The organism is Paenochrobactrum glaciei (assembly GCF_039522165.1).
GTDB lineage: Bacteria > Pseudomonadota > Alphaproteobacteria > Rhizobiales > Rhizobiaceae > Paenochrobactrum > Paenochrobactrum glaciei.
On sequence record NZ_BAAADE010000017.1, the window covers coordinates 1 to 23,695 of the forward strand.

Annotated in this window: 20 protein-coding genes and 1 pseudogene; 17 read left to right on the forward strand and 4 right to left on the reverse strand. The window is 49.5% G+C overall.

Features of this window, described 5'->3' with window-relative positions; translation table 11 throughout:
- A partial coding sequence (locus tag ABDZ76_RS16825) for a hypothetical protein (RefSeq protein ID WP_343802822.1) occupies positions 1 to 197 on the forward strand: 197 nt, incomplete at its 5' end.
- A gap of 348 nt (positions 198 to 545) precedes the next feature.
- Here the strand turns inward: ABDZ76_RS16825 and ABDZ76_RS16830 are convergent.
- Entirely contained in the window at positions 546 to 1,532 is a 987-nt protein-coding gene (locus ABDZ76_RS16830; RefSeq protein WP_343808275.1) for an aldo/keto reductase, read from the reverse strand.
- A gap of 189 nt (positions 1,533 to 1,721) precedes the next feature.
- Here ABDZ76_RS16830 and ABDZ76_RS16835 point away from each other — a divergent pair, with 189 nt between their 5' ends.
- The 15 genes from ABDZ76_RS16835 (at position 1,722) to ABDZ76_RS16905 (ending at position 18,389) form a co-directional block, all read left to right on the forward strand.
- Positions 1,722 to 2,723, forward strand: coding sequence for a GntR family transcriptional regulator (locus ABDZ76_RS16835; protein ID WP_343808278.1), 1,002 nt, complete (start codon positions 1,722 to 1,724; stop codon positions 2,721 to 2,723).
- 72 nt (positions 2,724 to 2,795) lie between these two features.
- Complete coding sequence (locus ABDZ76_RS16840) at positions 2,796 to 4,340, forward strand: ABC transporter substrate-binding protein (protein WP_343808281.1); 1,545 nt, start codon at positions 2,796 to 2,798, stop codon at positions 4,338 to 4,340.
- A 167-nt stretch (positions 4,341 to 4,507) separates the two neighbouring features.
- Positions 4,508 to 5,488 (forward strand): ABC transporter permease, encoded by a 981-nt coding sequence (locus tag ABDZ76_RS16845; protein ID WP_343808284.1) that lies wholly within the window; start codon positions 4,508 to 4,510, stop codon positions 5,486 to 5,488.
- Positions 5,489 to 5,493: 5 nt separating this feature from the next.
- A complete protein-coding gene (locus ABDZ76_RS16850; protein WP_343808287.1) occupies positions 5,494 to 6,342 on the forward strand; it encodes an ABC transporter permease in 849 nt (282 codons plus the stop codon).
- 33 nt (positions 6,343 to 6,375) lie between these two features.
- Entirely contained in the window at positions 6,376 to 7,320 is a 945-nt protein-coding gene (locus tag ABDZ76_RS16855; protein WP_343808290.1) for a succinylglutamate desuccinylase/aspartoacylase family protein, read from the forward strand.
- Between the two features lie 149 nt (positions 7,321 to 7,469).
- On the forward strand, positions 7,470 to 8,474 hold the full coding sequence (locus tag ABDZ76_RS16860; protein WP_343808294.1) for an ABC transporter ATP-binding protein: 1,005 nt from the start codon (positions 7,470 to 7,472) through the stop codon (positions 8,472 to 8,474).
- Positions 8,461 to 9,465: an ABC transporter ATP-binding protein gene (locus tag ABDZ76_RS16865; RefSeq protein WP_374844842.1), complete on the forward strand. Its 1,005-nt coding sequence runs from the start codon at positions 8,461 to 8,463 to the stop codon at positions 9,463 to 9,465. Before ABDZ76_RS16860 ends, ABDZ76_RS16865 begins: the two co-directional genes overlap by 14 nt.
- Before the next feature lie 26 nt (positions 9,466 to 9,491).
- Positions 9,492 to 10,724: a metal-dependent hydrolase family protein gene (locus ABDZ76_RS16870; protein WP_343808297.1), complete on the forward strand. Its 1,233-nt coding sequence runs from the start codon at positions 9,492 to 9,494 to the stop codon at positions 10,722 to 10,724.
- A gap of 16 nt (positions 10,725 to 10,740) precedes the next feature.
- Positions 10,741 to 11,904, forward strand: coding sequence for a hypothetical protein (locus tag ABDZ76_RS16875; RefSeq protein ID WP_343808300.1), 1,164 nt, complete (start codon positions 10,741 to 10,743; stop codon positions 11,902 to 11,904).
- Positions 11,901 to 12,392, forward strand: a complete 492-nt coding sequence (locus ABDZ76_RS16880; protein WP_343808303.1) for a GAF domain-containing protein — start codon at positions 11,901 to 11,903, stop codon at positions 12,390 to 12,392. Before ABDZ76_RS16875 ends, ABDZ76_RS16880 begins: the two co-directional genes overlap by 4 nt.
- Before the next feature lie 213 nt (positions 12,393 to 12,605).
- Positions 12,606 to 13,643: a linear amide C-N hydrolase gene (locus ABDZ76_RS16885; RefSeq protein WP_343808328.1), complete on the forward strand. Its 1,038-nt coding sequence runs from the start codon at positions 12,606 to 12,608 to the stop codon at positions 13,641 to 13,643.
- Between the two features lie 140 nt (positions 13,644 to 13,783).
- Positions 13,784 to 14,875 carry an ABC transporter ATP-binding protein gene (locus tag ABDZ76_RS16890; protein ID WP_343808331.1) on the forward strand — a complete coding sequence of 364 codons (1,092 nt, stop codon included), beginning with the start codon at positions 13,784 to 13,786 and terminating at the stop codon, positions 14,873 to 14,875.
- A 33-nt stretch (positions 14,876 to 14,908) separates the two neighbouring features.
- Positions 14,909 to 15,865 (forward strand): ABC transporter substrate-binding protein, encoded by a 957-nt coding sequence (locus tag ABDZ76_RS16895; RefSeq protein WP_343808307.1) that lies wholly within the window; start codon positions 14,909 to 14,911, stop codon positions 15,863 to 15,865.
- Positions 15,866 to 15,944: 79 nt separating this feature from the next.
- The gene (locus tag ABDZ76_RS16900; protein ID WP_343808310.1) at positions 15,945 to 17,621 is read left to right on the forward strand and encodes an ABC transporter permease; all 1,677 of its coding nucleotides are present in this window, start codon (positions 15,945 to 15,947) and stop codon (positions 17,619 to 17,621) included.
- 114 nt (positions 17,622 to 17,735) lie between these two features.
- Positions 17,736 to 18,389 (forward strand): CatB-related O-acetyltransferase, encoded by a 654-nt coding sequence (locus ABDZ76_RS16905; RefSeq protein ID WP_343808313.1) that lies wholly within the window; start codon positions 17,736 to 17,738, stop codon positions 18,387 to 18,389.
- A 52-nt stretch (positions 18,390 to 18,441) separates the two neighbouring features.
- On the opposite strand, the gene ABDZ76_RS16910 is transcribed toward ABDZ76_RS16905, so the two are convergent.
- Complete coding sequence (locus tag ABDZ76_RS16910; protein WP_343808316.1) at positions 18,442 to 19,650, reverse strand: MFS transporter; 1,209 nt, start codon at positions 19,648 to 19,650, stop codon at positions 18,442 to 18,444.
- 141 nt (positions 19,651 to 19,791) lie between these two features.
- On the opposite strand from ABDZ76_RS16910, the gene ABDZ76_RS16915 reads away from it, so the two are divergent.
- Positions 19,792 to 20,571, forward strand: coding sequence for an AraC family transcriptional regulator (locus ABDZ76_RS16915; RefSeq protein WP_343808319.1), 780 nt, complete (start codon positions 19,792 to 19,794; stop codon positions 20,569 to 20,571).
- A 24-nt stretch (positions 20,572 to 20,595) separates the two neighbouring features.
- Here the strand turns inward: ABDZ76_RS16915 and ABDZ76_RS16920 are convergent, their stop codons facing one another.
- Both ABDZ76_RS16920 and ABDZ76_RS16925 read right to left on the reverse strand, forming a co-directional pair.
- Entirely contained in the window at positions 20,596 to 21,357 is a 762-nt protein-coding gene (locus ABDZ76_RS16920; RefSeq protein ID WP_343808322.1) for a putative nucleotide-diphospho-sugar transferase, read from the reverse strand.
- A gap of 368 nt (positions 21,358 to 21,725) precedes the next feature.
- Positions 21,726 to 22,891, reverse strand: a pseudogene (locus ABDZ76_RS16925) (IS3 family transposase).
- Positions 22,892 to 23,695: the final 804 nt, after the last annotated feature.

The following is a 23,695-nucleotide window of genomic DNA, read 5'->3' on the forward strand; positions in this document are numbered from 1 at the left end:
TTGAACTATCCGAAAACAGTTCAGCAAACTATGCCGCCCACGTTTCTCTTTCTTCTGTATGTAATTTTCAAAGAACGGACGAAATCAACTTTCGTCAAAAACTAACTTCAATCACCAATCAGCGAACCCTCGCTCAACCGCTCAGCAATCTCACCACCCTCACACTCTCGAGCTCCGAAGTGGTTCGGGGCTTCTAACCCCTCAAGCAATCACTGTCAAGTGAAAACTTGCAAGAAAATCATTTATTTAAGTAACATTTGATTTTCTTAATTCCCTACTTTGTTTTGTGTGCTTCACAAATCTGTCGTAGAGATGGCCTACTAATGCCATTCCGAATGAAGAGTCAAGCGACGCTTCTGGAAAAGACGCATTTTTGTATAAAACCGACTAAAAACATCGCTTTTAACGCTTATGCACAGCCCTCTCCTCACGCAAACGGGCTCTTCATCATCGTTTTTATGAGAATCATCTAAAATAAAAAGAGCGTCCGAAGACGCCCTTGATACATTATATACATATAGGGGCTACACATTAGCCGTTCAGTTTTAAATGTGACCCGCAATGTTTTTCGCGCTGTAAGGCGATTCCATTTCCGCCACATCCTCATCGCTCAGACGAATCTCCAGCGCACCAAGCGCATCTTCAAACTGATGAAGCTTAGAGATTCCGACAATCGGAGCCGAAATACCTGCGCGAGTCGCAACCCAAGCATATGCAATCTGCGCCATTGGCTTGTCGTGACGCTCCGCAACTTTTTTAACGGCAGCAATAACCGCATCATCTTGTGCTTTTGAGCGATCATAAAGTGCATTTGCGGTTTTATCTGTCTGAGCACGCACTGTTGAAGCAGAATCACCACCTGTTGCACGACCGGCCAATAGTCCACGCGCCAGCGGGCTCCACGGAATCACCCCAACACCTTCAGAACGGCAAAGCGGAATCATTTCGCGCTCTTCCTCGCGATAGATGAGATTGTAATGTGGTTGCATGGATACAAACTGCGCCCAACCGTGCTGGCGCTGCAAGCCAAGCGCCTTCATAAACTGCCAGGCATGCATGGAAGACGCGCCGAGATAACGTACCTTACCACTGCGCACGACATCATTGAGTGCATCCAGCGTCTCTTCCAATGGTGTTTCATAATCAAAACGATGCAACTGATAAAGATCAATATAATCAGTGCCCAAACGCTTCAGACTCGCATCCACCGCTTCAAAAATATGCTTGCGCGACAAACCGCGATCATTTGGATCAGCACTCATCGGATTATAAAGCTTGGTTGCCAGCACTAATTTATGACGGGGAACAAGCGGCTTTAAAATTTCTGCCACCACTTCCTCACCAACACCATTGGAATACATATCCGCCATATCAAAAAAGTTGATGCCGTGCTCGACAGCTTTTTTGAGAATCGGCGCTGATGCCTCTTTATCCAGCACCCACGGTGCCCATGCTGGTGTACCAAAAGACATACAACCCATTGCAATACGGGAAATTTTTAGGCCCGACCGACCCAGATTGACATAGTCCATTAGTACACTCCCTTATGAGCTAAAATGTTCATTTTGTTATATTCATAATCATTTCTACGTTAATTTGTCTATTTAGTTTCTGGAAAAACACTCTTTACGGTCAAATTTAAAAATCATGGTCAAGAAAATTTACCTCTTGCAGAAACTCAATCACGTGTTATCGTAAAGTGTACTAACAGAGTAGTTCACATGTTTTCGCTTGATGCTTCCAGTATTGATAAGTCCCTGCCTGTGCCCGTTGGCGCACAGCTGCATGGGTTATTGAATTATATGCTGTCTTTCGGAGACATTCCTTACGGCACCAAGCTGCAATCCGTACGTCAGCTGGCGACTGAACTTGGCATAGCGCCGATGACTGTTGCACATGTTTATCAGCAATTACGCGATGCCGGCCTGATTGAAATGCGCCAAGGTTCCGGCGCCTTTGTTGCCGAGCGTCCACATACAGGCAAACAGCAATCTTCTCCTGCTGAAGCATTGCGCACAGATATCGAAATCTTGCTCGGTAAGGCAGAGCGTTTGGGTGTGCCAACGATGACGCTTGTTTCCATGATCAATGCCCAATCACAATTGCGCAAACCGAAAGCTGGTCTTTCGATTGTCTTTGTTGCGATTTATGAAGGGCCTGGTCAGGACTATATTGATGAAATGCGCCCTGTCTTTTCCAGTGATGACCGTATTTCACTGGTAACGCTTGATGATATTCGCGTTGATCCGAAAGCGCGCGCTGCTTGTCTGGAAGCCGATCTGGTGCTGACATTCCTTAGCCGTCAGGCCGAAATTCGCGAAGTTATACCGGATGCCAATATTCTGGCACTGCGCTTTATTCCATCAGCACGCACCAGACAGACGCTTGCAGGCCTTGATCCGCGCGCCCATGTGGTCGCGATCACCCATTTGCCGGATTATATCGCTGTGATGAAACCAAGTGTACGTGAATATGCGCCGCATATTTCCGACATCAAAGTTACATGGTCTTCATCGCCGGATCTGGAAGAAATGATTGCAGCCAGTGACGCGGTCGTATTTGCCACGGGTGCAGATCACATTGCGGGCATGGTGCGCCCCGGCATTGCTTGTTTTGAATATCGTCACGCCCCTGATCCGGGTTCTGTCGAAAATCAGCTTATCCCTTGCCTGAATAAATTGAGACAGGGGAAAATATCTAACACCGAAACGGAAATCCCGTAACACGCACCTCGCGGCGAGGATGTGCGGAGGGAATGTGTTTGCGGCACATAAAATGACATTTGGGAGAGAGACATGAACAAGTTTTTATCAACCGTGAGTGCGGTCAGCCTCGCTGTTGCCGTTTTCACCGGCGCATTACTGCCAGCATCAGCAGCCGGAAAATTGGTGGTTGGCACCGACATTGATGCAGGCACACTTGATCCGCGCCAATCGCGTGATTCCACGGCTTACCGTGTGGCTGATCTGCTTTATGCCGGCCTTGTTCATATCACGCCGTCGCTTGAAGCCGTGCCAGATCTGGCTGAAAGCTGGGAAACACCGGATTCACAGACATTCATCTTCAAGCTGCGCCCCGATTTGAAGTTTTCAGACGGTTCACCTTTGACCGCCGAAGATGTGGTCTTCACATATACGACATTGATCGACCCGAATTTTGGTGCACCTCAGCGTGCTTTGTTCCAGCCTGTTGAGAAAATTGAAGCACTGGACGAGCGCACGGTTAAATTCTCACTGTCTGCACCTTATGCACCACTGCTTTCCTATTTGGATATGGGCATTGTTTCCAAAAAAGCCGCTGAAGCCGGTCAGGATATGGCGCTGAAGCCTTTGGGTGCAGGCCCGATGAAGCTGACCAACTGGAACCGCGGCAGCGATATTGTCATGGAAACCAACCCGACTTATTGGCGTGGCGCGCCGGAAATTGATCAGGTCACACTTAAAATTATCGGCGACAATTCCGCACGCGCACAGGCCTTTGAAGCCGGTGATCTGGATGTGATCCAGTCACCATTATCTCCGCAGGATGTAACACGTCTGGCCGCAGATGATCGCTTTGAAAAAGTCATCAGTGCCGGTCTTGGCATCACATATTTACATTTCAACACCAGTGATCCGCTGCTCGCCGATCCTAAAATGCGTCAGGCTTTCTCCAAGCTTGTTGATCAGGCAACCATCGTCAATGATATTTATCAAGGCGTTGACCAGATCGCGACCTCGATGATCCTGCCTTCTTCTTGGGCATTTTCGCCGGATATCAAACAACCGGAATTTGATGTTGAAGGTGCGATTGCACTCTTTAACGAACTCGGCTGGAAAGACACCAATGGCGATGGCATTCTGGACAAAGACGGCAAGCCTTTGACCATCACGATTGCCACCCATAGTGAAGATCCGAACCGCGTTCAGGCACTTGAGTTCCTGCAAGCTGTGTTCCAACAGGCAGGCGTTGAAACAAAGGCGCAAATCTCCGACTGGCCGAGTTTCTCAACCAATTATGTGCAGCAAGGCAAACACCAGATTGCACTGCTTGGCTGGCTCAGCATTGTTGATCCAGATCGTCTGATGTATGCGCAGCTCATCACGGATGGCCCAAACAACTGGGCGAAATATTCCAATGCCGAGCTTGATACATTGCTTAAAAAAGGCCGCTCAGAACTTGATCAGGAAAGCCGCAAGCAGGCTTATCAGCAAGCCGCAACGCTTTTGAGCACGGAATTGCCTTATTATGTGATTTCCTATCAGGGTTATCAGCTGTTCCATCAAAAAGATCTGCCTGTTACCACCATTCAGACCAATCCGCGCGGTAATCTTCGCGGTCTGATCGGTTATACCGACTAAGTTTTTACCAATGCCAGAAACCGGCGCAGCCATGCCGGTTTCTGGGAAGTCCCGTTCGCCAGTTCCATGCATTTCAATCTGCATACCGCAGAGCCTGTTTTTGCGCGAAAATTTCACGCGAACAATTACGCGTCCATTCCCGTCTTCAATCAAGAGGAACCGACCACATGATTGCCTATATTCTGCGTCGGCTCCTGCTGCTTATACCGATGGCTATCGGTATGGTGGTAGTGACCTTTGCCTTGCTTCTTATCATTCCCGGTGATCCGGTTGCCGTTCTGCTCGGGCAGGAAGCGACACCAGATGCCATCGCGTTGTTGCGCGCTAATCTCGGACTGGATGCCCCTTGGTATCTGCGTTTGTGGAATTACTTTGTCGCGCTCGCTCATGGCGATATGGGGCAATCCATTTTCCAAAACCAATCAGTTGCCAGCATTATTGGCGGCAGATTGGCAGCCACAATCGAACTGGCCGTTGTTTCGCTGCTGCTGGCGACAATTCTCGGGCTTCTGCTCGGTGTGATTTCCGCCATCTGGCAAGGTTCCATCATTGATACAGGCACGATGCTGCTGGCACAGATTGGTGTTTCCATGCCGGTTTACTGGCTGGGTCTGCTTCTCATGCTGCTTTTTGCCGTTAATCTGGGCTGGTTGCCAGCAATTGGCCGCGGCGAACCATTAATGTCTGCAATCGGCATGGCTTTGACCGGCAACCCGCAAGTGCTCGTCAAATCATTGTCCCATATGGCATTGCCAGCTTTGGCATTGGCCGCCAATTCCGCGGCCGTCATTTCCCGTCTGGTACGTGCTTCCATGCTGGAAATTTTGCGCGAAGATTTCGTGCGCACCGCTTATGCCAAAGGCTTGCGTCGTCCGCGTGTCATCATCCGCCATGCATTGCGCAATGCCTTATTGCCGGTGCTGAGTGTGATTGGTCTGCGTTTTGGTGCGCTGCTGGGTGGTGCGGTTTTGACCGAAACCATCTTTGCATGGCCGGGCTTGGGACAGTTGACCATCTCCGCCATTTCACAACGCGATCTGCCGCTTATTCAGGGCATTGTACTGACCTTTGCGATCATTTTCGCCCTCGTCAATCTGATCGTTGATCTTCTTTACGCTGCGGTCGATCCGCGTATTCGGTTGGGATAAAGACAATGCGGATACCAAAAGCTTTTCGTAATACATCCTTGGTGATCGGTGGCCTTATCACCCTGACCATCATCATTCTGGCGGTTTTTGCCCCGGCACTGGCCACCCATGGTGTTGAGCAAATGGATATGCGCAACCGTTTTGCAGGCCCGTCATGGGATCATCTGCTCGGCACCGACAATTTCGGCCGTGATCTATGGTCACGCCTTGTCTGGGGGGCGCGCGTTTCCTTAAGCATTGCGGTCATTGCTGTTGTTTTTTCGGTTATCATCGGCACAATTGTCGGGCTGGTTGCCGGTTATTTCGGCGGCTGGGTTGACCTCGTTTTGATGCGTGTCACCGACATTTTCTTAGGCGTTCCGGCCATTGTTTTAGCGCTTGCCATTGTTGCCATATTGGGCCCCGGCATGCTCAATGTCGCGCTTGCGCTTATTGTGGTCGCATGGACTGAATATGCCCGCGTTGTACGCTCCACCACCTTGGTTTTGCGCGAGCAAAACTATGTGCAGGCAGCGCGCGCCCTTGGTGCAAGTCCTTCCCGCATTCTGTTCAAGGAAATTTTGCCCAATGCAATGGGGCCGATTATCGTGCTCTCCTCGCTTGGTCTTGGCACTGCCATCATTTCCGAGTCCGCATTAAGCTTTCTGGGCTTTGGCCTGCCACCCCCAACCCCGACATGGGGCTGGACACTGGCTTATGGCACCAAGTTTATCCGCGATGCGCCATGGCTTTCCATTATTTCCGGCGCCAGCATCATGATCACCGTTTTAGGGTTCAACCTGTTAGGCGATGGTTTGCGCGACATTCTCGACCCCCGTCAGCTTTCACGCGGCGGCAAAGGTTCCGCCAAATAATTCACATATGTAATACAAGTAAGGACAGATAAAATGGTCAAGCAAATCAACAAGCTGACACCTAAATTTACCACTCACGCTGACGGCAGCGATGCCACTTTGATCATGCATGAGCTGATCGGCGAACAAGACGGCCCGACCATTGGTATTTCCGGCTCCATCCACGGCAATGAAAATGCCGGTTCACAGGCAATTGTTGACCTGTTCAATATTCTCAAGACCATGCCGATCAAAGGCCGCATCTTGTTGTTGCCAGTTGCAAACCCGCGCGCCATGGCACTCAACCGCCGTTTCACACCGCTGGATGAACTAAACCTCAACCGCGAATTCCCCGGCAATGCCAATGGCTCCTACAGCCAACAGCTGGCACGCGCCATTTCCACCAATTTCCTTGAGAAAATTGACAAACATATCGATCTTCATTCCGGCACCGATCGCCCGACGGTTGATTATGTTTACATTCTCAATGATGAAGCCCTCTCCCGTTCCTTTGGTTCCACCGTGCTTTACCGCCCTGTCGAAGACAAAGAAGGCACTTCTTTTGACGGCACCACCAAAACTGTCACCATTGATCAGCGTGGTATTTCATCCGTCGTTGTCGAACTTGGCGGCGGTATTGTTGACCAGACCCCTTATGTCAAACGCGTTGTTGACGGCGTGTTGAACATGCTGCGCTTCCTCGGCACCATTGAAGGTGAAGTGGTTCCTGCACCAAAACAGATCGTGGTCAATGAAATTGCCGGTATTCGCCCGACGCAAGGCGGCTGGCTGGAGCCACTTTGCCCCCCGCTTGGTCAGGTGATCAAAAAAGGCGAACTACTCGGTCGCGTTGTCAGCCCGTACACTTTTGAAGTGCTGGAAGAAATCAAGCACCCATATGAAAACGGCATCATGATCCTCTCCCATTTGTCACGAAACCTCGTTGAATCCGGCGATTACGGCTTCATGGTTGGCAATATGGAAGGCGCAACCGATTAAAAAATCAGCCACCGGTGCCGGCTCTGCCATTTTTGCCCCCACTATTTTAATGGCAGCCCGCACCGGTGACTGACTGAAATTATTTCAGAGCATGTATCTTAAGAACGACAAAAGAGGAGTGCGCCAGGATGATTGAAAAAGCGGACACTATGACAAACGCATCCAACCCGACATCTGCCGGGCCGGTCCTGGCGGTCAATAATCTCAATATTGAAATCCGCGGTGAAAGCGGCACTTTCACTGTCGTTTCCGATATGACCATGTCGGTTTCTGCCGGTGAAACCGTATGTATCGTGGGTGAATCCGGCTGCGGAAAATCCATGACCGCGCTGTCCTTACTGCGTTTGCTGCCTGAAGGCATCGACGTCACCAAGGGTGAAATTACAATCGACAATACCGACTTTTTAAAGCTTGATCAGCGCAGTGTTGAAGATTATCGCGGTGAAAAAATCGCCATGATTTTTCAAGAACCGCTGACCGCTTTAAATCCTGTTTTGACCATCGGCGAGCAAATTGCCGAGGCTGTGCGCCAGCACCGTAAAGGCAGCAAAAAAGAGGCCTTTGCCCGCGCGGTTGAATCCTTGCGCCTTGTGCAAATGCCCGATCCCGAACGCCGTGCCCGCCAATATCCGCACGAATTATCCGGCGGTATGCGCCAGAGAGCGATGATCGCACTTGCCCTTTCCTGCGAGCCACGCATTCTGGTAGCCGACGAACCAACCACCGCTTTGGACGTCACCGTGCAAGCGCAAATTTTAGGTCTGATTTCCGATCTGCAAAAACGTCTTGGCACAGCCATGGTGATGATTACACATGATCTGGGCGTGGTCGCCGAAATGGCTGATCGTGTGGTGGTCATGTATGCCGGACGCCGCATTGAAGAAGCCAGCGTCAACTCGCTTTTCGACAATCCGATGCATCCTTATACGCTTGGACTATTGGGCGCGATCCCGCGCACCCATACCGGAAGCGACACACGCCTTGTCGATATTCCGGGCACCGTTCCGCCGCTCTGGGCATTGCCAAAGGGCTGTGCATTTTCACCGCGCTGCACCAAAGCCACTGAGCGCTGCCATGTAGAACGCCCGCCATTTGAAGAGAAAATAACCGGCCATTATGCGGCTTGCTGGGAGGTTCAAAATGCCTGCAACTGAACATCAGGATCAGACACTCATGCCACAGCCATCATCTCTTTTAAGTGTTCAGGATTTGAAAGTTCATTTCCCGATCCGTAAGGGCGTTTTAAACCGTGTTGTGGGCGCAGTGCGGGCTGTTGACGGAGTTAGTTTTTCACTCAATCGCGGCGAAACTTTAAGTCTGGTGGGAGAATCCGGCTGCGGTAAATCCACCACCGGTCTGGCGCTATTAGGCTTGATTAAAGCAACCGATGGCGAAGTAACCTTTGATGGTCAATCGGTCAAAGAGTTCGGAAAATCCGCCTTAAACACGTATCGCAAACGCGTGCAGATCGTATTTCAGGATCCGTTTTCGTCGCTTAATCCGCGCCACCGCGTGCGTGATATCATTCGCGCACCGCTTGATATTCATAATATCGGCACCAAACAAGAGCGGGAAGCTCGTGTCGCCGAACTGATGCAACGCGTTGGTTTACGCCCCGATCAGGCTAATAATTACGCGCACCAGTTTTCAGGTGGTCAGCGTCAGCGCATCGGTATTGCCCGCGCGCTTGCCCTGAAGCCTGATGTCATTGTCTGCGATGAGCCGGTCTCGGCACTTGACGTTTCAGTACAGGCGCAAATTCTCAATTTGCTCTCCGATCTGCAACGCGAACTTGGTGTCGCTTTTCTGTTCATCTCTCATGATCTGGGTGTTGTTGAATATCTCTCCGACCGTGTCGCGGTGATGTATCTGGGCAAAATCGTCGAAATTGCCGACAAAAAATCCATCTTTGCCACACCAGCACATCCCTATACTGAATTACTGATGCGCTCGGCGCCATCCCTTGATCCACGCAACCGCCATCAGTTCAGCGCTTCCAATGATGATATTCCAAGCGCCACCAACAAGCCTTCCGGCTGTTCGTTCCACACCAGATGCCCGCTCGCAAGTGACATTTGCCGCAGCACAGCGCCGGAGCTGACCACTCGCGATAATGGTCGTTTGCTGGCTTGCCATCATCGCTAATCACGCCATTTTTGAAAGATAGTCTCATGCATAAAAATACGCTTTTCACCGGTGGCCGTATTCTTGATACACGCAAAGGCCAATTGATTGATGGTATGTCCGTACTGGTTCGTGATGGCCGTATTGAAAAAATCGCCGCCCGCATCGAAAAACCGGAAGGCACTGAAGAAGTAGCACTCAACGGCAAAGTGCTGATGCCGGGCATGATTGATTGTCATGTGCATGTGGTGGCTGAATCGCTTGATTTATGGTCAAATTCCATCGCCCCATCCTCGCTCGCAGCCTTGCGCTCTGCTCGTGTGATGCAAGAAAGCCTTCTGCGTGGTTTCACGACTTTACGGGATCTGGGTGGTGCCGATCATGGTCTGGTGCGTGCGGTTGAAGAAGGGCTGATTGACGGCCCGCGGCTGGTGATCTGCGGCAAAGGACTTTCCACCACCGGCGGTCACTGTGATCTGCGCCAACGCACCGACAATCGTCCGGGCATTATGTCCGACCGTTTGGGCTCCATGGGTATTCTCGTTGACGGCGTTGACGAGGTGCGTCGCGTCTCACGTGAAATGATCAAAGAAGGCGCCCGTTTCATCAAGGTGATGGCCAATGGCGGTGTTTCTTCCCCTAATGATCCGATCCATTCCATCCAGTTTTCCAAAGATGAGCTGGCGGCCATTGTTGAAGAAGCCGACAATGCCGGCCTTTATGTTTCCGCCCATGTTTACACCGATAAATCCATCCGCCGTGTGGTGGAGCTTGGTGTTCACTCGCTGGAACATTGCAATCTGATTACGCCAGAAACAGCAAAACTGGCAGCTGAAAAAGGCTGTATCGCCGTACCGACACTGGTTGCTTATGATGCCTTGGCATTAGACGGCGAAGAACTGGGCTTGGGCGAAGCCGAATTTGCCAAGATCGAAACCGTTCGCCAAGGCGGTTTGCGCTCGCTGGAAATTATGCGCGATGCAGGTCTGCCAATGGCATTTGGTTCTGATCTGTTGGGCCAGTTACGTAAATATCATTGCATGGAATTTGAACTGCTGGCCAAAGTGCTGACACCAGCTGAAATCATCTATTCCGCGACTATTGTCGGCGCTGATTTGTGCCGGATGAGCGGCGAAGCCGGTATTGTTGCTGAGGGTGCATTTGCCGACCTTCTCGTCATTGATGGCGATCCGTTAAGCGATATCAGCCTGTTGCAACATGATGGTGCGCATATGAGCGCCATTATGATCGACGGACGCTTTGTCAAAAACACCTTGTAAGACGGAGGCAAACACCATGAAATTAGGCCATGAATTAGCAGGGCTTACCGCCGGTCTTGATCAGCTTTACCGCAGCACCAAAAGCAGCGATGGTTTTCTGGATCGCGAAGGTCTTATTCCGGTTGCTATGGCACCTGTCGAACCGATCCTTTTGCGGGATTACAATGAGGCAACCGAGCGTCTGCAAAATTTGATCAACCGTCTGCCGCAGGAAGCCGAAAGCGAATTACGTCTGGCTTATCTTAGCGAAATGGCAGATTCTCTGCTGATGCTAATTGAAACATTTCAGGAAAAACCAGTCAGTTTTCAAGAACGCCTCAAGCGCCAGCTTCGTGTCGACACGCAGAAAATCGGCGCGGAGATTTTTGATGGCTATTACAGCACAATCCGTGAAAAGCTGGATGAACTTGGCTATCGTTCAGGAGATTTGACAGAAGATGTCAAACGCTTTGAAAAGGATAATCGCGTGGCTCCGCAAGCTGTTTTAGCCACACTGGGGGAATTAACCAAAGAAGCCCGCCGCCGTTCCAATGCCATGATGTATGATTTGGACGACGACTGGATTGAACCGGTTGCAGCACAAGATGTGCCTTTTTCTGCCTATTGCGATTATCCGGGTCGCCGTCTGATCCTCAATCTCGATCTGCCTTATACGACTTATTCGCTCAAACATCTGGCAACGCATGAAGCATTTCCCGGCCATCTGGTGCATATGGGGCTTCGCGAACGCTATGTAAAAGAAGGTCTCATGCCGCTTGATGGTGCGCAAGTTGTCACCAGTTCTGCCAGCAGCGCCTTGTTTGAAGGCATTGCCGATAATGGCCTGTTCTTCATTGATTGGGTCGATACACCAGCGGACGAATTGGCAGTTGCTTTACAGCGTCTTCGCAGTGCATCGCGCTGCAATGCAGCATGGATGTTACATGTGGAAAATAAGTCGCTTGAAGACATTGCTGAAATCACCGCCCAAACCGCTTTTCAGGAAGTCAGCACAGTACGCTCGCGCCTGTCCTTTCTGAAACACGGCCTGCGCGCACCATTTGTTTATGCTTATTGGTGTGGTGAAGTTGCCGTGCATGATGTCTGGAAAACAGTTGAAAAAGACCGCCGTAAAGAGTTCTGGGATCATCTTTACGGCCATATGCACACCCCTTCCACATTACGTGATTTTTGGAAATGAACGAGATAGCCATGCAGCAAGAACAGTCTCTCCTGTTACTATTGGCTGAAAAAAACCAGCCCGACAAAATTTTCCAAGCGGTTGACCGCATTTTAAAAGACAGTGTCGGCCATAAGCTTCTCACTATGCTTTATGTGGATGGCGGTGAAGTGGCGCGCGTTTATTCTAATGATGAAAAATCTTACCCTGTCTTTGGCCGCAAGCCCATGGGTGCCACCCCTTGGGGTGATCTGGTTTTAAAAAACCAGCAGCCGTTTTTAGGCAAAGATCGTGACAGCATCATCTGGGCTTTTTTTGATCACGAGCTGATCTTTAGTCTTGGCTTAGGCTCTGCGATCAATATTCCGGTAATCTATAATGGTGAGACCATCGGCACCATCAATTTGCTGGATGCTGAATATGCTTATGATGAAGCAGATGTTGAAAAGGCGAAAGCTTTAGCGCCTTTTCTTATCCCTGCATTTCTGGAAGCCAGACGCGCGAAATAACAACCAGCGCTCCCGTCGTATGCGCCACTATTAAGCATGCAACAGGAGTGACTCTGGCAAAAAACAATAGATCCGATCTGTCCACGCTAACCATAACTACATTTGAACGAATAGCATTGGTTGAATGTCTGCTTCAAATCGATAAGTATTTGCAGCACTTATAACGGAGTTAATCAGATGTTCCTCAATCATAAATCAGTTCGTTCAATTCTGATGACCAGCACGGTTGCCTTTGCCATGTTTGCAGCGCCTTTAACATCACAGGCCTGCACAAGACTTGTTTATGAAGGCAATAATAATGAGATGATTACCGCCCGTTCAATGGATTGGAAGGTCGATTCAGGCACCAATTTGTGGGTTTTCCCGCGCGGTATGCAGCGCAGCGGTGAAGCGGGTGAAAACTCACTGAAATGGACATCAAAATATGGCAGCGTGATTGCCTCCGGTTATGACATTTCCACCACCGACGGCATGAATGAAAAAGGTCTTGTGGCAAACGTCTTATGGCTGGTTGAATCCGAATATCCAACACTGGATAAAACCAAACCGGGGCTAACTATTGCTGCATGGGCACAATATGTGCTCGACAGTTTTGCAACGGTTGAAGAAGCCGTAAAAGAGCTGGAGAAAGAGCCGTTTACCATTGTCACCGACAATGTGCCTGGTGAAGAACGTCTTGCCACGCTCCATCTTTCTATCTCCGATGCCAAAGGCGACAGCGCCATTGTCGAATATATCGATGGCAAGCAGGTTATCCATCATAGCCGCAATTATAATGTGATGACCAATTCGCCGACTTTTGAAAAGCAGCTGGCGCTTGATAGTTACTGGCAGCAGATCGGCGGCACTGTTATGTTGCCGGGCACCAACCGCGCAGCCGACCGTTTTGCGCGCGCTTCTTTCTATGTGGATGCACTGCCTAAGCATGAAAATCCTGACATGGCAGTCGCAAGCGTTTTCAGTGTTATCCGTAACGTTTCGGTGCCTTACGGCATCACCACACCGGATCAGCCCAATATTTCATCGACACGCTGGAGAACCGTCGCAGACCATAACCGTTTGCTCTACTTCTTTGAATCTGCCCTGACACCGAATACATTCTGGGTTGATCTGAAGGGGCTCGATTTCTCGAAGGAAAGCGGCAAAGTGCAGAAGCTTGATCTGGGTGCCAATCAGAGCAATATTTTTGCCGGCAAGGTCAATGCTAATTTCAAAGACTCCGAACCGTTCAAGTTCCTTGGTATTGAATAAGATTTAAATATAAATTTTGCCGGATGATCTTTATTGATTGTCCGGCAAAACTCCATTGTGACACAACTGTCAAAAACCCGTCATTCCATCGTTACAAAACTGTCCTAACAGGCATTGTAACGAAAGATGATGGTAGCTTGATGCTTTACGACCCGACGGTACAAGAAAAAATTGCAGTGAGCGTAAACGGGCTCAGCCTCGCTTATGGCAAAACGACAATTTTAAATCATATCAGCCTGATGCTGCCGAAAGGGCAAACATTGGCGCTGCTCGGGCCATCAGGTTGCGGCAAAACCACTTTGCTCCGTCTTCTTGCCGGTTTGCTTGCCCCCACCAAAGGCGATGTCAGCATTAACGGCACCATGGTTGCCGATGCCACATCCGGTCTGTTTTTGCCGCCTGAAAAACGCCATCTCGGCATGGTGTTTCAAGATTATGCGCTCTGGCCGCATATGAGTGTAGCGGGCAATGTTTCTTTTCCGTTAGAAATGCGTGGTATTAATCGCAGCGACCGCGAAAAACGCGTAAAAATTGCACTTGAACGCGTGGGGCTAAGTGCTTTTGAAACGCGCTCCATCAGCGATATGTCCGGCGGGCAACAACAGCGTGTCGCCATTGCCCGCGCGATTGTCGCCGAACCAAAACTCGTCCTTTTTGACGAACCGCTTTCCAATCTCGACCGCGAATTGCGCGAGAATATGGTGAGCGAAATCAAACAATTGGTGAGTAATTTAGGCCTGACCGCCGTTTATGTCACCCACGACCAGAGCGAAGCTTTTGCGCTTGCCGATCAGGTAGCGATCATGCGCAGCGGCAATATTGAGCAACTCGCCGATCCGCAAAGTCTGGTGGCTAATCCGGCCAGCACGCAGGTTGCCGATTTTCTGCGTCTGGGCTGTGTCATGCCGGTTGAATATTGTAGCCAAGATTACAAAATCCGCGGCACCAGCTACTATCTCCAAGCCCCCCATTATACCCCTCACCATAACCAGAACCACAGCCATGTGCTCATCCCGACACGCGCCATTTCTGCCACGTCCTCCCAAGACAACAGTATTACGGCCATCGTCCTGCGCTCGCAGTTTCGCGGGGATGGTCACCTCACAACAGTGCGCATCGGCGATGACAGTTTCAACCATGAGATAACCTATCTCGATCAGTTGCCCCGTCCGCAGGGCAGTCAGACAGCACTGGCAATCGACCATAGCCAGTTGCGCTGGTTTTCCAATTAACTGCACTTTTACCCGACATCTCAGGAGAATATCATGAAGAATAAGCTGTTTGGCGGCGGGATTGCACTCGCCCTGACTTTGCTCAGCTCCACGGCTGCTTTTGCCGATATCACGGTTTATTCCGCAGGCCCTGGCAGCCTGATTGAAAAACTGGCTGCTGGTTTTACTGAAAAAAGCGGCACCAAAGTGCAGGTTTTTCAGGCAACAACCGGCAAGATCATGGCGCGCATTGAGGCAGAAGCTGCTAATCCGGTGGTGGATGTGCTTATTTCCGCATCATGGGATACAGCAACCGATTTTGCCAAGCGCAATTGGCTGGTGGCTTATACAAGCCCGAATGCCGTGAATGTACCAGACTTTTTGAAAAATGAATATGCTGTGGCACAGGGTGTTTCGGCACTTGGTATTGCATGGAACCCGAACAGCAAAACCCCGAAGCCAACCGAATGGGCAGACCTTGCCAAGCCGGAATATAAAGATCTGGTCAATCTGCCCGATCCCGCACAGTCGGGTGCAACATTCGAGCTGGTTGCTGCTTTGCAGGCACAGAACGGCTGGGATTTGTTCAAAGAACTGAAAGCCAACGGTGCCAATGTTGCCGGTGCCAATGCTGAAGCGCTCAATCCTGTTTTGCAAGGCGCAAAGGCTGCTGTTTTTGGTGCGGTTGACTATATTTCGCTTGCGGGCAAAGCCAAGGGCGAAGCTATTGACGTGATTTTCCCGCCAAGCGGCACCGTTATTGCGCCACGTCCGGCCATGATCCTCAACTGGTCAAAAAATCAGGATGAAGCGAAAGCTTTCATTGATTACATGCTTTCTGACGAAGGCCAGAAAATGATTGCCGACACTTATCTGATGCCATCGCGCACGGACATTCCGGCCAATCGTCCGCTGATCAATGATCTGAAAATCCTGACAGTTGATGCCGAAGCTGTTTACGGCAAACGCGATGAAACTATCAAAGAATTCAACGCTGTTTTTGCCAATTAATAACACCTGAAGAGCATAAGGTGCGGGAGGTTTGTGCGCTTCCCGCATCTAATTTTTTCAATTGATACTGGAAATAAAAATGCAGATTAAAAACGCAAGCCTGCATAACCCGCTGGGTTATTTTGCCATGGCAGGTCTGTTACTCGTCGTAGCGGTCCCCTTTGTTTTTATCATCCTGCAATCGATTTTTCCGCAATTGGGTAGCGGTTCGCTGGCCAATCCGTTTTCGCATATTGCGGCACTCTTTGATGATCCGCGCCTTTTCCGCATTACCGGCAATACAGTGTTGCTGGGGTTGCTGGTTGTCGCTCTTTCAGCACTCATTGCTGTGCCACTCGCCGTATTTCGGGCACTTTACAAAGTGCCGCTGGCGATATTCTGGGATATCTTGATGCTCATCCCGTTTATGATCCCGCCATATATTGCCACTCTTGGCTGGATTATGAGCCTGCAACCGCGCGGCTATTTGGAGCAGCTTGCCGGTTTCAACCTCTCGTCTTTTTTGTTTTCTGTTTCCGGCATGACATTTGTCATGGCACTCAACACATTTCCGTTGGTATATTTTGCCGTATCGCGCACGATTGAAGCCGTCGGCGCACGTTATGCCGATGTTGGTCGCGTTTTTGGTGCCTCCTCATGGCGCTCTTTTTTCCGTATTACTTTGCCGCTTGCAACACCCGGCCTTGCCGCAAGTCTGCTTTTGGTTTTTGCTGCTGCCATTGAAGAATATGGCACACCGGCAGCCCTTGGCCGCCGCTCCGGCTTTGAAGTGCTCGTCACCGAAATTGATCTTCGTGTTTCAGACTGGCCGATTGATCTGGCAGGGGCTGCCGTCTTCTCACTTGCCCTCGTTTTATTATCGCTTGGCGCCTTTATGATCCAGCGCTGGATTTTAAACCGCCGTTCTTATGTCACCACTGTCGGCAAGCCGCAAGCCAAAGACAAACGCGCCTTGGGAAATCTTACCATCCCTGTCGTTGCTCTTTTTGCCTTTGTCAGCTTTATCGCAACTGGCGTACCGCTGCTTGCCATTCTTGCCACCGCATTATCAAAGACCATTTCAGGCGGTTTGACACTTTCCAATATCGGTTTTGACAATTTCAGTGCCATTGCCGAAAATTCCGCAGGCGGTATGAAAGCCCTCATCAACAGCCTGTCTTTAGGTGTCGCAAGTGCACTTTTCACCGGATTATTGGGTGCTGTTGCAGCCTATGCGGTGGTAAAAATGCGCTTCCGCGGCCGCAACTTCCTCGATGTTTTAACCGTTCTGCCAAATTCTTTGCCAGGTGTCGTGGTTGCTGTCGGCCTTATTTTGGCTTGGAACCAACCGGCACTACTGGTTTCTCCTTACAATACACCGCTGATCCTGTTGCTGGCCTATTGCTGCATCTTGTTGCCGCAACCCATCCGTTATACGACAGCCGCTTTCCATCAGATCGGGGATAATCTGGAGGCAGCAGCACGCGTTTGCGGTGCCACTAGTTTCACCACCTTTCGCCGCATCATGCTGCCGCTTATTGCGCCAAGCCTGATTACAGCCATGTTGCTCGTTTTTGCAGTCGCCACCCGTGAGCTGGTCGCCTCGGTGCTGATTGCGCCCGTTGGCATGCAAACCATTTCCATCTTTATCTGGCGGCAATTCGAGCAAGGCTCGGTTGGCCTTGGCATGGCAATGGCGCTTATTGCCATCATCATCACCACGCTTATTCCGCTCTTACTGCTCACTTTGTTGAAGGGGAGAAAGTTCAGCCTCTGAGAAGGTTTAAAAACTTAGATCAGCTAATATTTGTAACCATAGGAGCACTTTGTTATAAAAATGCTCTCATATGGCGTTTTATGCCTGTCCTTCATCTTTAAACGGAGAGTAAAAATGTCGGTTGATCAGGCATCCGTCAAACATTGGTCAAAAGTGGAAATGCTGGCGGAAAGCGTCAAAAATCCCAATATCCATATTCGCGGCCAGCACAGCTATTATAGCGGCGCATGGACAGGCACATTTGAAGAAAGTGTCGTGCGCTATCATTATGGCGATGAATATAGTCTGGCAACATGGGAGCCAATGTGGGAAATCGACCAGCTTCATATTGGTGATTATGTCTGCATCGGTGCTGAAGCTGTCATTTTGATGGGCGGCAATCACACCCACCGCACCGATTGGTTCAGCCTTTATCCATTTGTTGAGGTCATTACTGATGCCTATATCGGCAAAGGCGACACCATTATTCAGGATGGCGCATGGATCGGTATGCGCGCGATGATTATGCCGGGCGTAACCATTGGTGAAGGTGCCATTATTGCATCCGGCGCCATCGTCACCAAATCGGTTGCCCCTTATACAATCGTTGCCGGAAATCCTGCCAAATCAATCAAACAGCGTTTTCCTGAAGCAACCGTTGATCGTCTGCTGGCGCTTGGCATTTATCAATGGGATAAACAGAAATTTGATGCGCTTCGCGCTCAGATCTGTGCCGATGATATTGATGCTTTGGTCAAAGCATCCGCAGATTACGATAGTCAAAACTAATAAAAAAAAGCCCCGATTATCGGGGCTTTTTAATTTCAGCAGTTTTCTACATTCAGTCGGCTTTTGGTTCACGCGGATTTGGCAAAAATGCTGTCAGCACACCAATGATGGGCAAAAACGAGCAGATCAGAAATACAAAGGAAATCCCTTTCCAGTCTGCCATCGCGCCAAGAGCGGCTGCACCGATACCACCAATCCCGAAAATAAAGCCGAAGAACAAGCCCGACACCATGCCAACACGTCCCGGCATTAGTTCCTGACCGTAAACCACAATTGCAGGAAATGCCGATGAGATTACGAAGCCGATAATCACGGTGAGGAGCACTGTAGCTATCAAGCCCACATGCGGCAGTAACAGCGTAAACGGCAACACACCCAAAATAGAAACCCAGATCACCAGTCTGCGCCCCAAACGGTCACCGATTGGCCCGCCGGAAATGGTGCCGGCAGCAACGGACGCAAAGAACACAAATTGCAAAACCTGCGCCGATTTAATCGGCAGATCAAACTTATCCATCAGGTAAAAAGTGTAATAGCTGGTGAAGCTTGCCAAATAGATATATTTGGAAAACAACAGCGCAATCAGAATGGCCATGGCAACACTGACCTGACGTTTGGTCAAAAACGGATGGCGTTCCGGTGCTGCATTGCTGGCTTTACGTGTCAGACCATTGGAGCGATACCAAGCCCCCAGCGCCGACAATAAAATAATACCGGCAAGAGCTGCAATGGCAAACCATGCCAGACCGCTTTGCCCGCGCGGCAGAATGATAAACGCTGCTGCCAAAGGCCCAAGTGCTGAACCAAAATTACCGCCCACCTGAAACAGAGATTGCGCAAGTCCATGCGAACCACCGGACGCAAGGCGTGCAATGCGTGATGTTTCCGGATGGAAAATCGAAGACCCCAGCCCCAATAAAACCGAACCCAACAACAACCAGCCATAGCTTGGTGCAAAGGCCAGTGCCAGTAAGCCGCTCATGGATGAAGCCATGCCTAAAGGCAGCAAATAGGGCATCGGATTACGGTCAGTGTAATGGCCGATGAAGGGCTGAAAAATAGATGCTGTCAGCTGATAAACGAAGGTCAAAATACCGACCTGAGCAAAGCTTAGCGAAAATCCTTGCTGCAAAATCGGATACATCGCAGGCAATAAGGCCTGCAAAAGATCATTCAGAAGATGCCCTGCACTTGCGCCCAAAAGAACAGGAAAAGCAGCTTTTGCTTTTATCGGAACAGCAGAAACAGTTGTGTTTGACACGGAATTAAACTTTCATTCTTGTTGCAGGCTGTCAGCACCTGCTTATTCGCAACTTATTGCGATTATCTGCTTTTTCATGATACAGAAGTTTTAGACCCGCCACCGATGTTGGGTCATTCAATTACTAAATCGGGTCAAAACATGCGTCACATCCATATTGATCAGGTTGACCATATCGACCGCCCCGTTGTTGCTATCGGCAATATTTATCCCGATGGCCACTCAATTGTGCCCCATCATCACCGCCGCGGCCAATTAATGTCTGCAAAGTCCGGCCTCATTGTTCTCACCACCCCTACCGGCACATGGGTCATGCCACCGCAGCGTGGTATGTGGATCCCGCCTTGCGCGACGCATAATGTGCGTATCGTCGGCGAGGTCACCATGCAAAGCCTTTATCTGGAGCCCGATGCCATTCCGACGATGCCTGAAAATTGTCAGGTGGTCAGCATTTCCGCATTTGTGCGTGAGCTAATCAATGAGGCACTGGATTTACCGCTGGAATACCCACTGGACGGCCGTGAAGGCACTCTGATGCAGCTGCTCCTCTATGAGCTGGCACAATTACCGCCTCTTCCACTCTCACTACCCTATCCGACACATAAAATTTTAGCCGAGCGCTGCCGCGCTTTTATGCTGGCACCCAATATTCATGAAACTATTGATGATTGGTGTGAAAGCATTGGCACCAGCCGGCGTACATTCACACGGCTTTTCCGGCGCGAAACAGGCATGAGTTTTAAAGCATGGTGTATGCAAGCATGCCTGCTGTCAGCAATACCGCGCCTTGCCAGCAGAGAGCCGGTTACCAATGTAGCGCTAGATTTGGGCTATGAAAATCCGGCAGCTTTTACGCTGATGTTCAAACGCGCTTTCGGTAGTCCGCCACTCACATATCTGGGGCTGCGAAACCATAAATAAAACGACACTTACCACTTAAAACTATTAAAAAAGCACTTTTTCAATTTCTTTTATTCTGTCATCGCGGCGGGTTAGTCCCTTGCCTTTGCGATTGAATAAACGCTTGCGTTTCTTTTTCTCGCGGCTCGCCTGCAAATGCTCGATATAAATCTCGCTCTCCGGCTCGTTATTGATTTTATCAAACACCCAACAATAAGAAACCGGTAATCTTTCCACTCGGTAACGCGGACTTTTGCTCTGTTGATCGTCGGCAATAATTTTTTGTAAAACCCGTTGATCCCACTCCTCCGGATTGTCACGGCAAGCCTGATCCCACACGCTCAATAAATCTTTTGCTGCCGGTGTATCACCAATGAATAATGTTCCGCTCAAGAGATTACCCTCCGGCTCGAAATACACCGCAAGATCACAATCTTGCTCCAGCAAAAACGGCCACGGATTACGATGAAAAACAGCATCAACATCCACATAGAGCAAAGGCCCTTGATGTTTTTCACGCATTTTGACCAGGACTGAAGGCTTCATTCCGGCATTTCGTACCCAGGATTGCTGATTTTCAATTTCTGACAAATCATATCGCAAATTGAGTAAGCTCAGCGAACGCTGTAGGCGGTTTTTCTCCAACTCATAAATGCTATCTTTTGTATAAAACCCAACGACTGTGCCTTGCCTGTCTTCATGACCAATCCGGCTCATTACCAGTTCTTCAAAACCTGGAAAATTGCGAATAATCTTTTTATGTTCCGGCGACCACGCCGTTAATCTCTTTTGAAGCCACTTAAGCAAAAAGGTTAGTTCCTTTTGACAACAGAAAAGCAGAACTTATAGCATTAAAGCTTTTAAATAACAGAAACATGGTAGATATGAGCCCCTTACAAACACTTGTCGAATAAATCAATCTCGAATAAATTTGCCGCATTTCAAGCAAGATACTAACCGGTTCTGAAAGAGCGGTTTTCTTAAACCTTATCCTCCATGAGAAGGTTCTTATGTCTTGTGTTCTTCGCTTCGCGATTTTTTGCTATTGCACTCTCACTTTCAAACCTAGGTTCTGCGCAGAACACGCAAACTTTCTCTGCAAGTGGCAACAGCTATACATTTCAGTTTCCAGAGATTTTTTGGACTTGCTCTGGTTTAGTGGAGAAACTTTTTACTCAGCGACTGCGGTTGTTGGCCTCAAATGCTATTGGCGACTTATATCCGAGCGCTGAATGCCGCCTGATTGGATTATAGAAGCCATCAATGTATCGGCCAAGGGCTTTTTCAGCAATCACACGTGTTTGGAAACTCGTGCACCAGACCATCTCTGACTTGATGGTTTTAAATACGATTTCGACCATCGCATTATCATGACAACTCCCTTTAGCGCTCATTGATGCGACGATGCCGTAACTGGCTAATCGTTCTCTATAGTCACAGGAACAATATTGGCCGCCCCTATCCGATTGCTGGATCAGCCCGGAGGGTGGCCTGCGAAGAGTAGCGCCGGTTTAAAGCCATCAGTGCCAGATCTTCTTTGAGCCTGTCACTTGTTGCCCATCCGACAATACGCCGCTAGAATAAATCCGGCACAATTGCCAGATAGAGCCAGTCCTCAGCGGTCTAGATATAGCTGATATCAACACCCCATTTCTGATCTGGGCCAGTGCATGTAAAGTCCTGTTCAAGAAAGATGGGGCAATCAGACCAGCATGGTTGCTGTCTGTGGTCTTCTTGTAGCGCCGTTTTTGTAGAGTTTTCAACTTATTATCCCTCATAAGCCTCGCAACGCGATGACGGCCAACATCAATACCAGCCTCCTGGAGTTCTACATGCATGCGTGGAGATCCGTAGATTTCATGCGATGTCTTAAACTGAGAGCGTATATGGGCCAATAAGATCACATCCCTGTTCTGCCGGGAACTGGCTGGACGTCCTCTCCAAGCAAAATAGCCTCTTTCACCGACACTAAGAACTGAACAGAGCCGAAAGATGGGAAACTCCTTCTTCGCATCATCGATGAATTTAAACTTCATCGACTGTTCGTCGGGAAAACAGTTCACTGGACTGTTTTCTTATCCTCCTCAACCTTGGCGAAAAAAGTTGCTGCGCGTTTTAATATCTCGTTTTCTTTGCGCAGTCGCGCCAGCTCTTTAGCATCCTCATGCGGCCCAAGTAAAAGATCAGCTTCATGAAGCTGGCGTTTCCAGCGCGTCAGTGTAGAGAGGTCAACTCCAAGGTCCGCGGCAGTCTCGCTGAATGTCCGCCCGCTAGTTGCAATAAGCCGGACGGCCTCTTTCTTGAAATCATCCGTAATAACGGGGCGCTTGCTTCTACTCATAGGGTTCTCCTGTTGTATGAAATATTAACAGGAAGCCTCTCCATTTCATCAGGGCAGGTCCATATGCGCCCTGCTGAATACGGCTGTAGATTGAAGGCAGCATCGATCGACAATTAGTCAAGGATTTGCAGACGGGCATTTCAGATAACTCCCCCATAATCACTCCCATCAGATTATTCACATAAACTGCAATCAATTCAACCTTTCCCCATTGATCCGCAAAAATGGTTGCGTTAGAAAGGCTTTGCTTTATAGATCAAGCGTCTACGCACCCGTAGCTCAGCTGGATAGAGTGCTGCCCTCCGAAGAGTCCGAAGGCTGCGATCAAGCTCTAAAATAGTCCTATTATTTCAACACCTTAAACAAGGTGATCACGCTTTTATAGCGTCACAAGTGTATTCAGGCGCATCCCCGCCACTCAAGCAGATAAATGTTGTCAGCATTCATATTGCTTGCGTATCTACGACAAAGAGCTGCCCTGAAAATCAGGATGAGGCGATTTTAAAAGCCTTGGTTTCCTCGATGTTCCGACGTGTTTTTCAGTCATAAAACGGGTCAATCGGCACAACCTCGCCACTCTCCATGGCACCTATGTTTCCGGTCGTGTGACCATGATGCAAAGCCGGATGATATCGTCAAGCTCAGCCTTCGGTTTTATCCTTGGCACCTATAAAGGGTGACGTGAGCCCCGCAAACTCCTCCAGATTTTGGTAGAGTTCAATCCTTGGTAGGAGATGGACAATGAAACGCTCACGGTTTTCAGACGAACAGATAATCGGGATGATTAAAGAGCAGGAAGCTGGA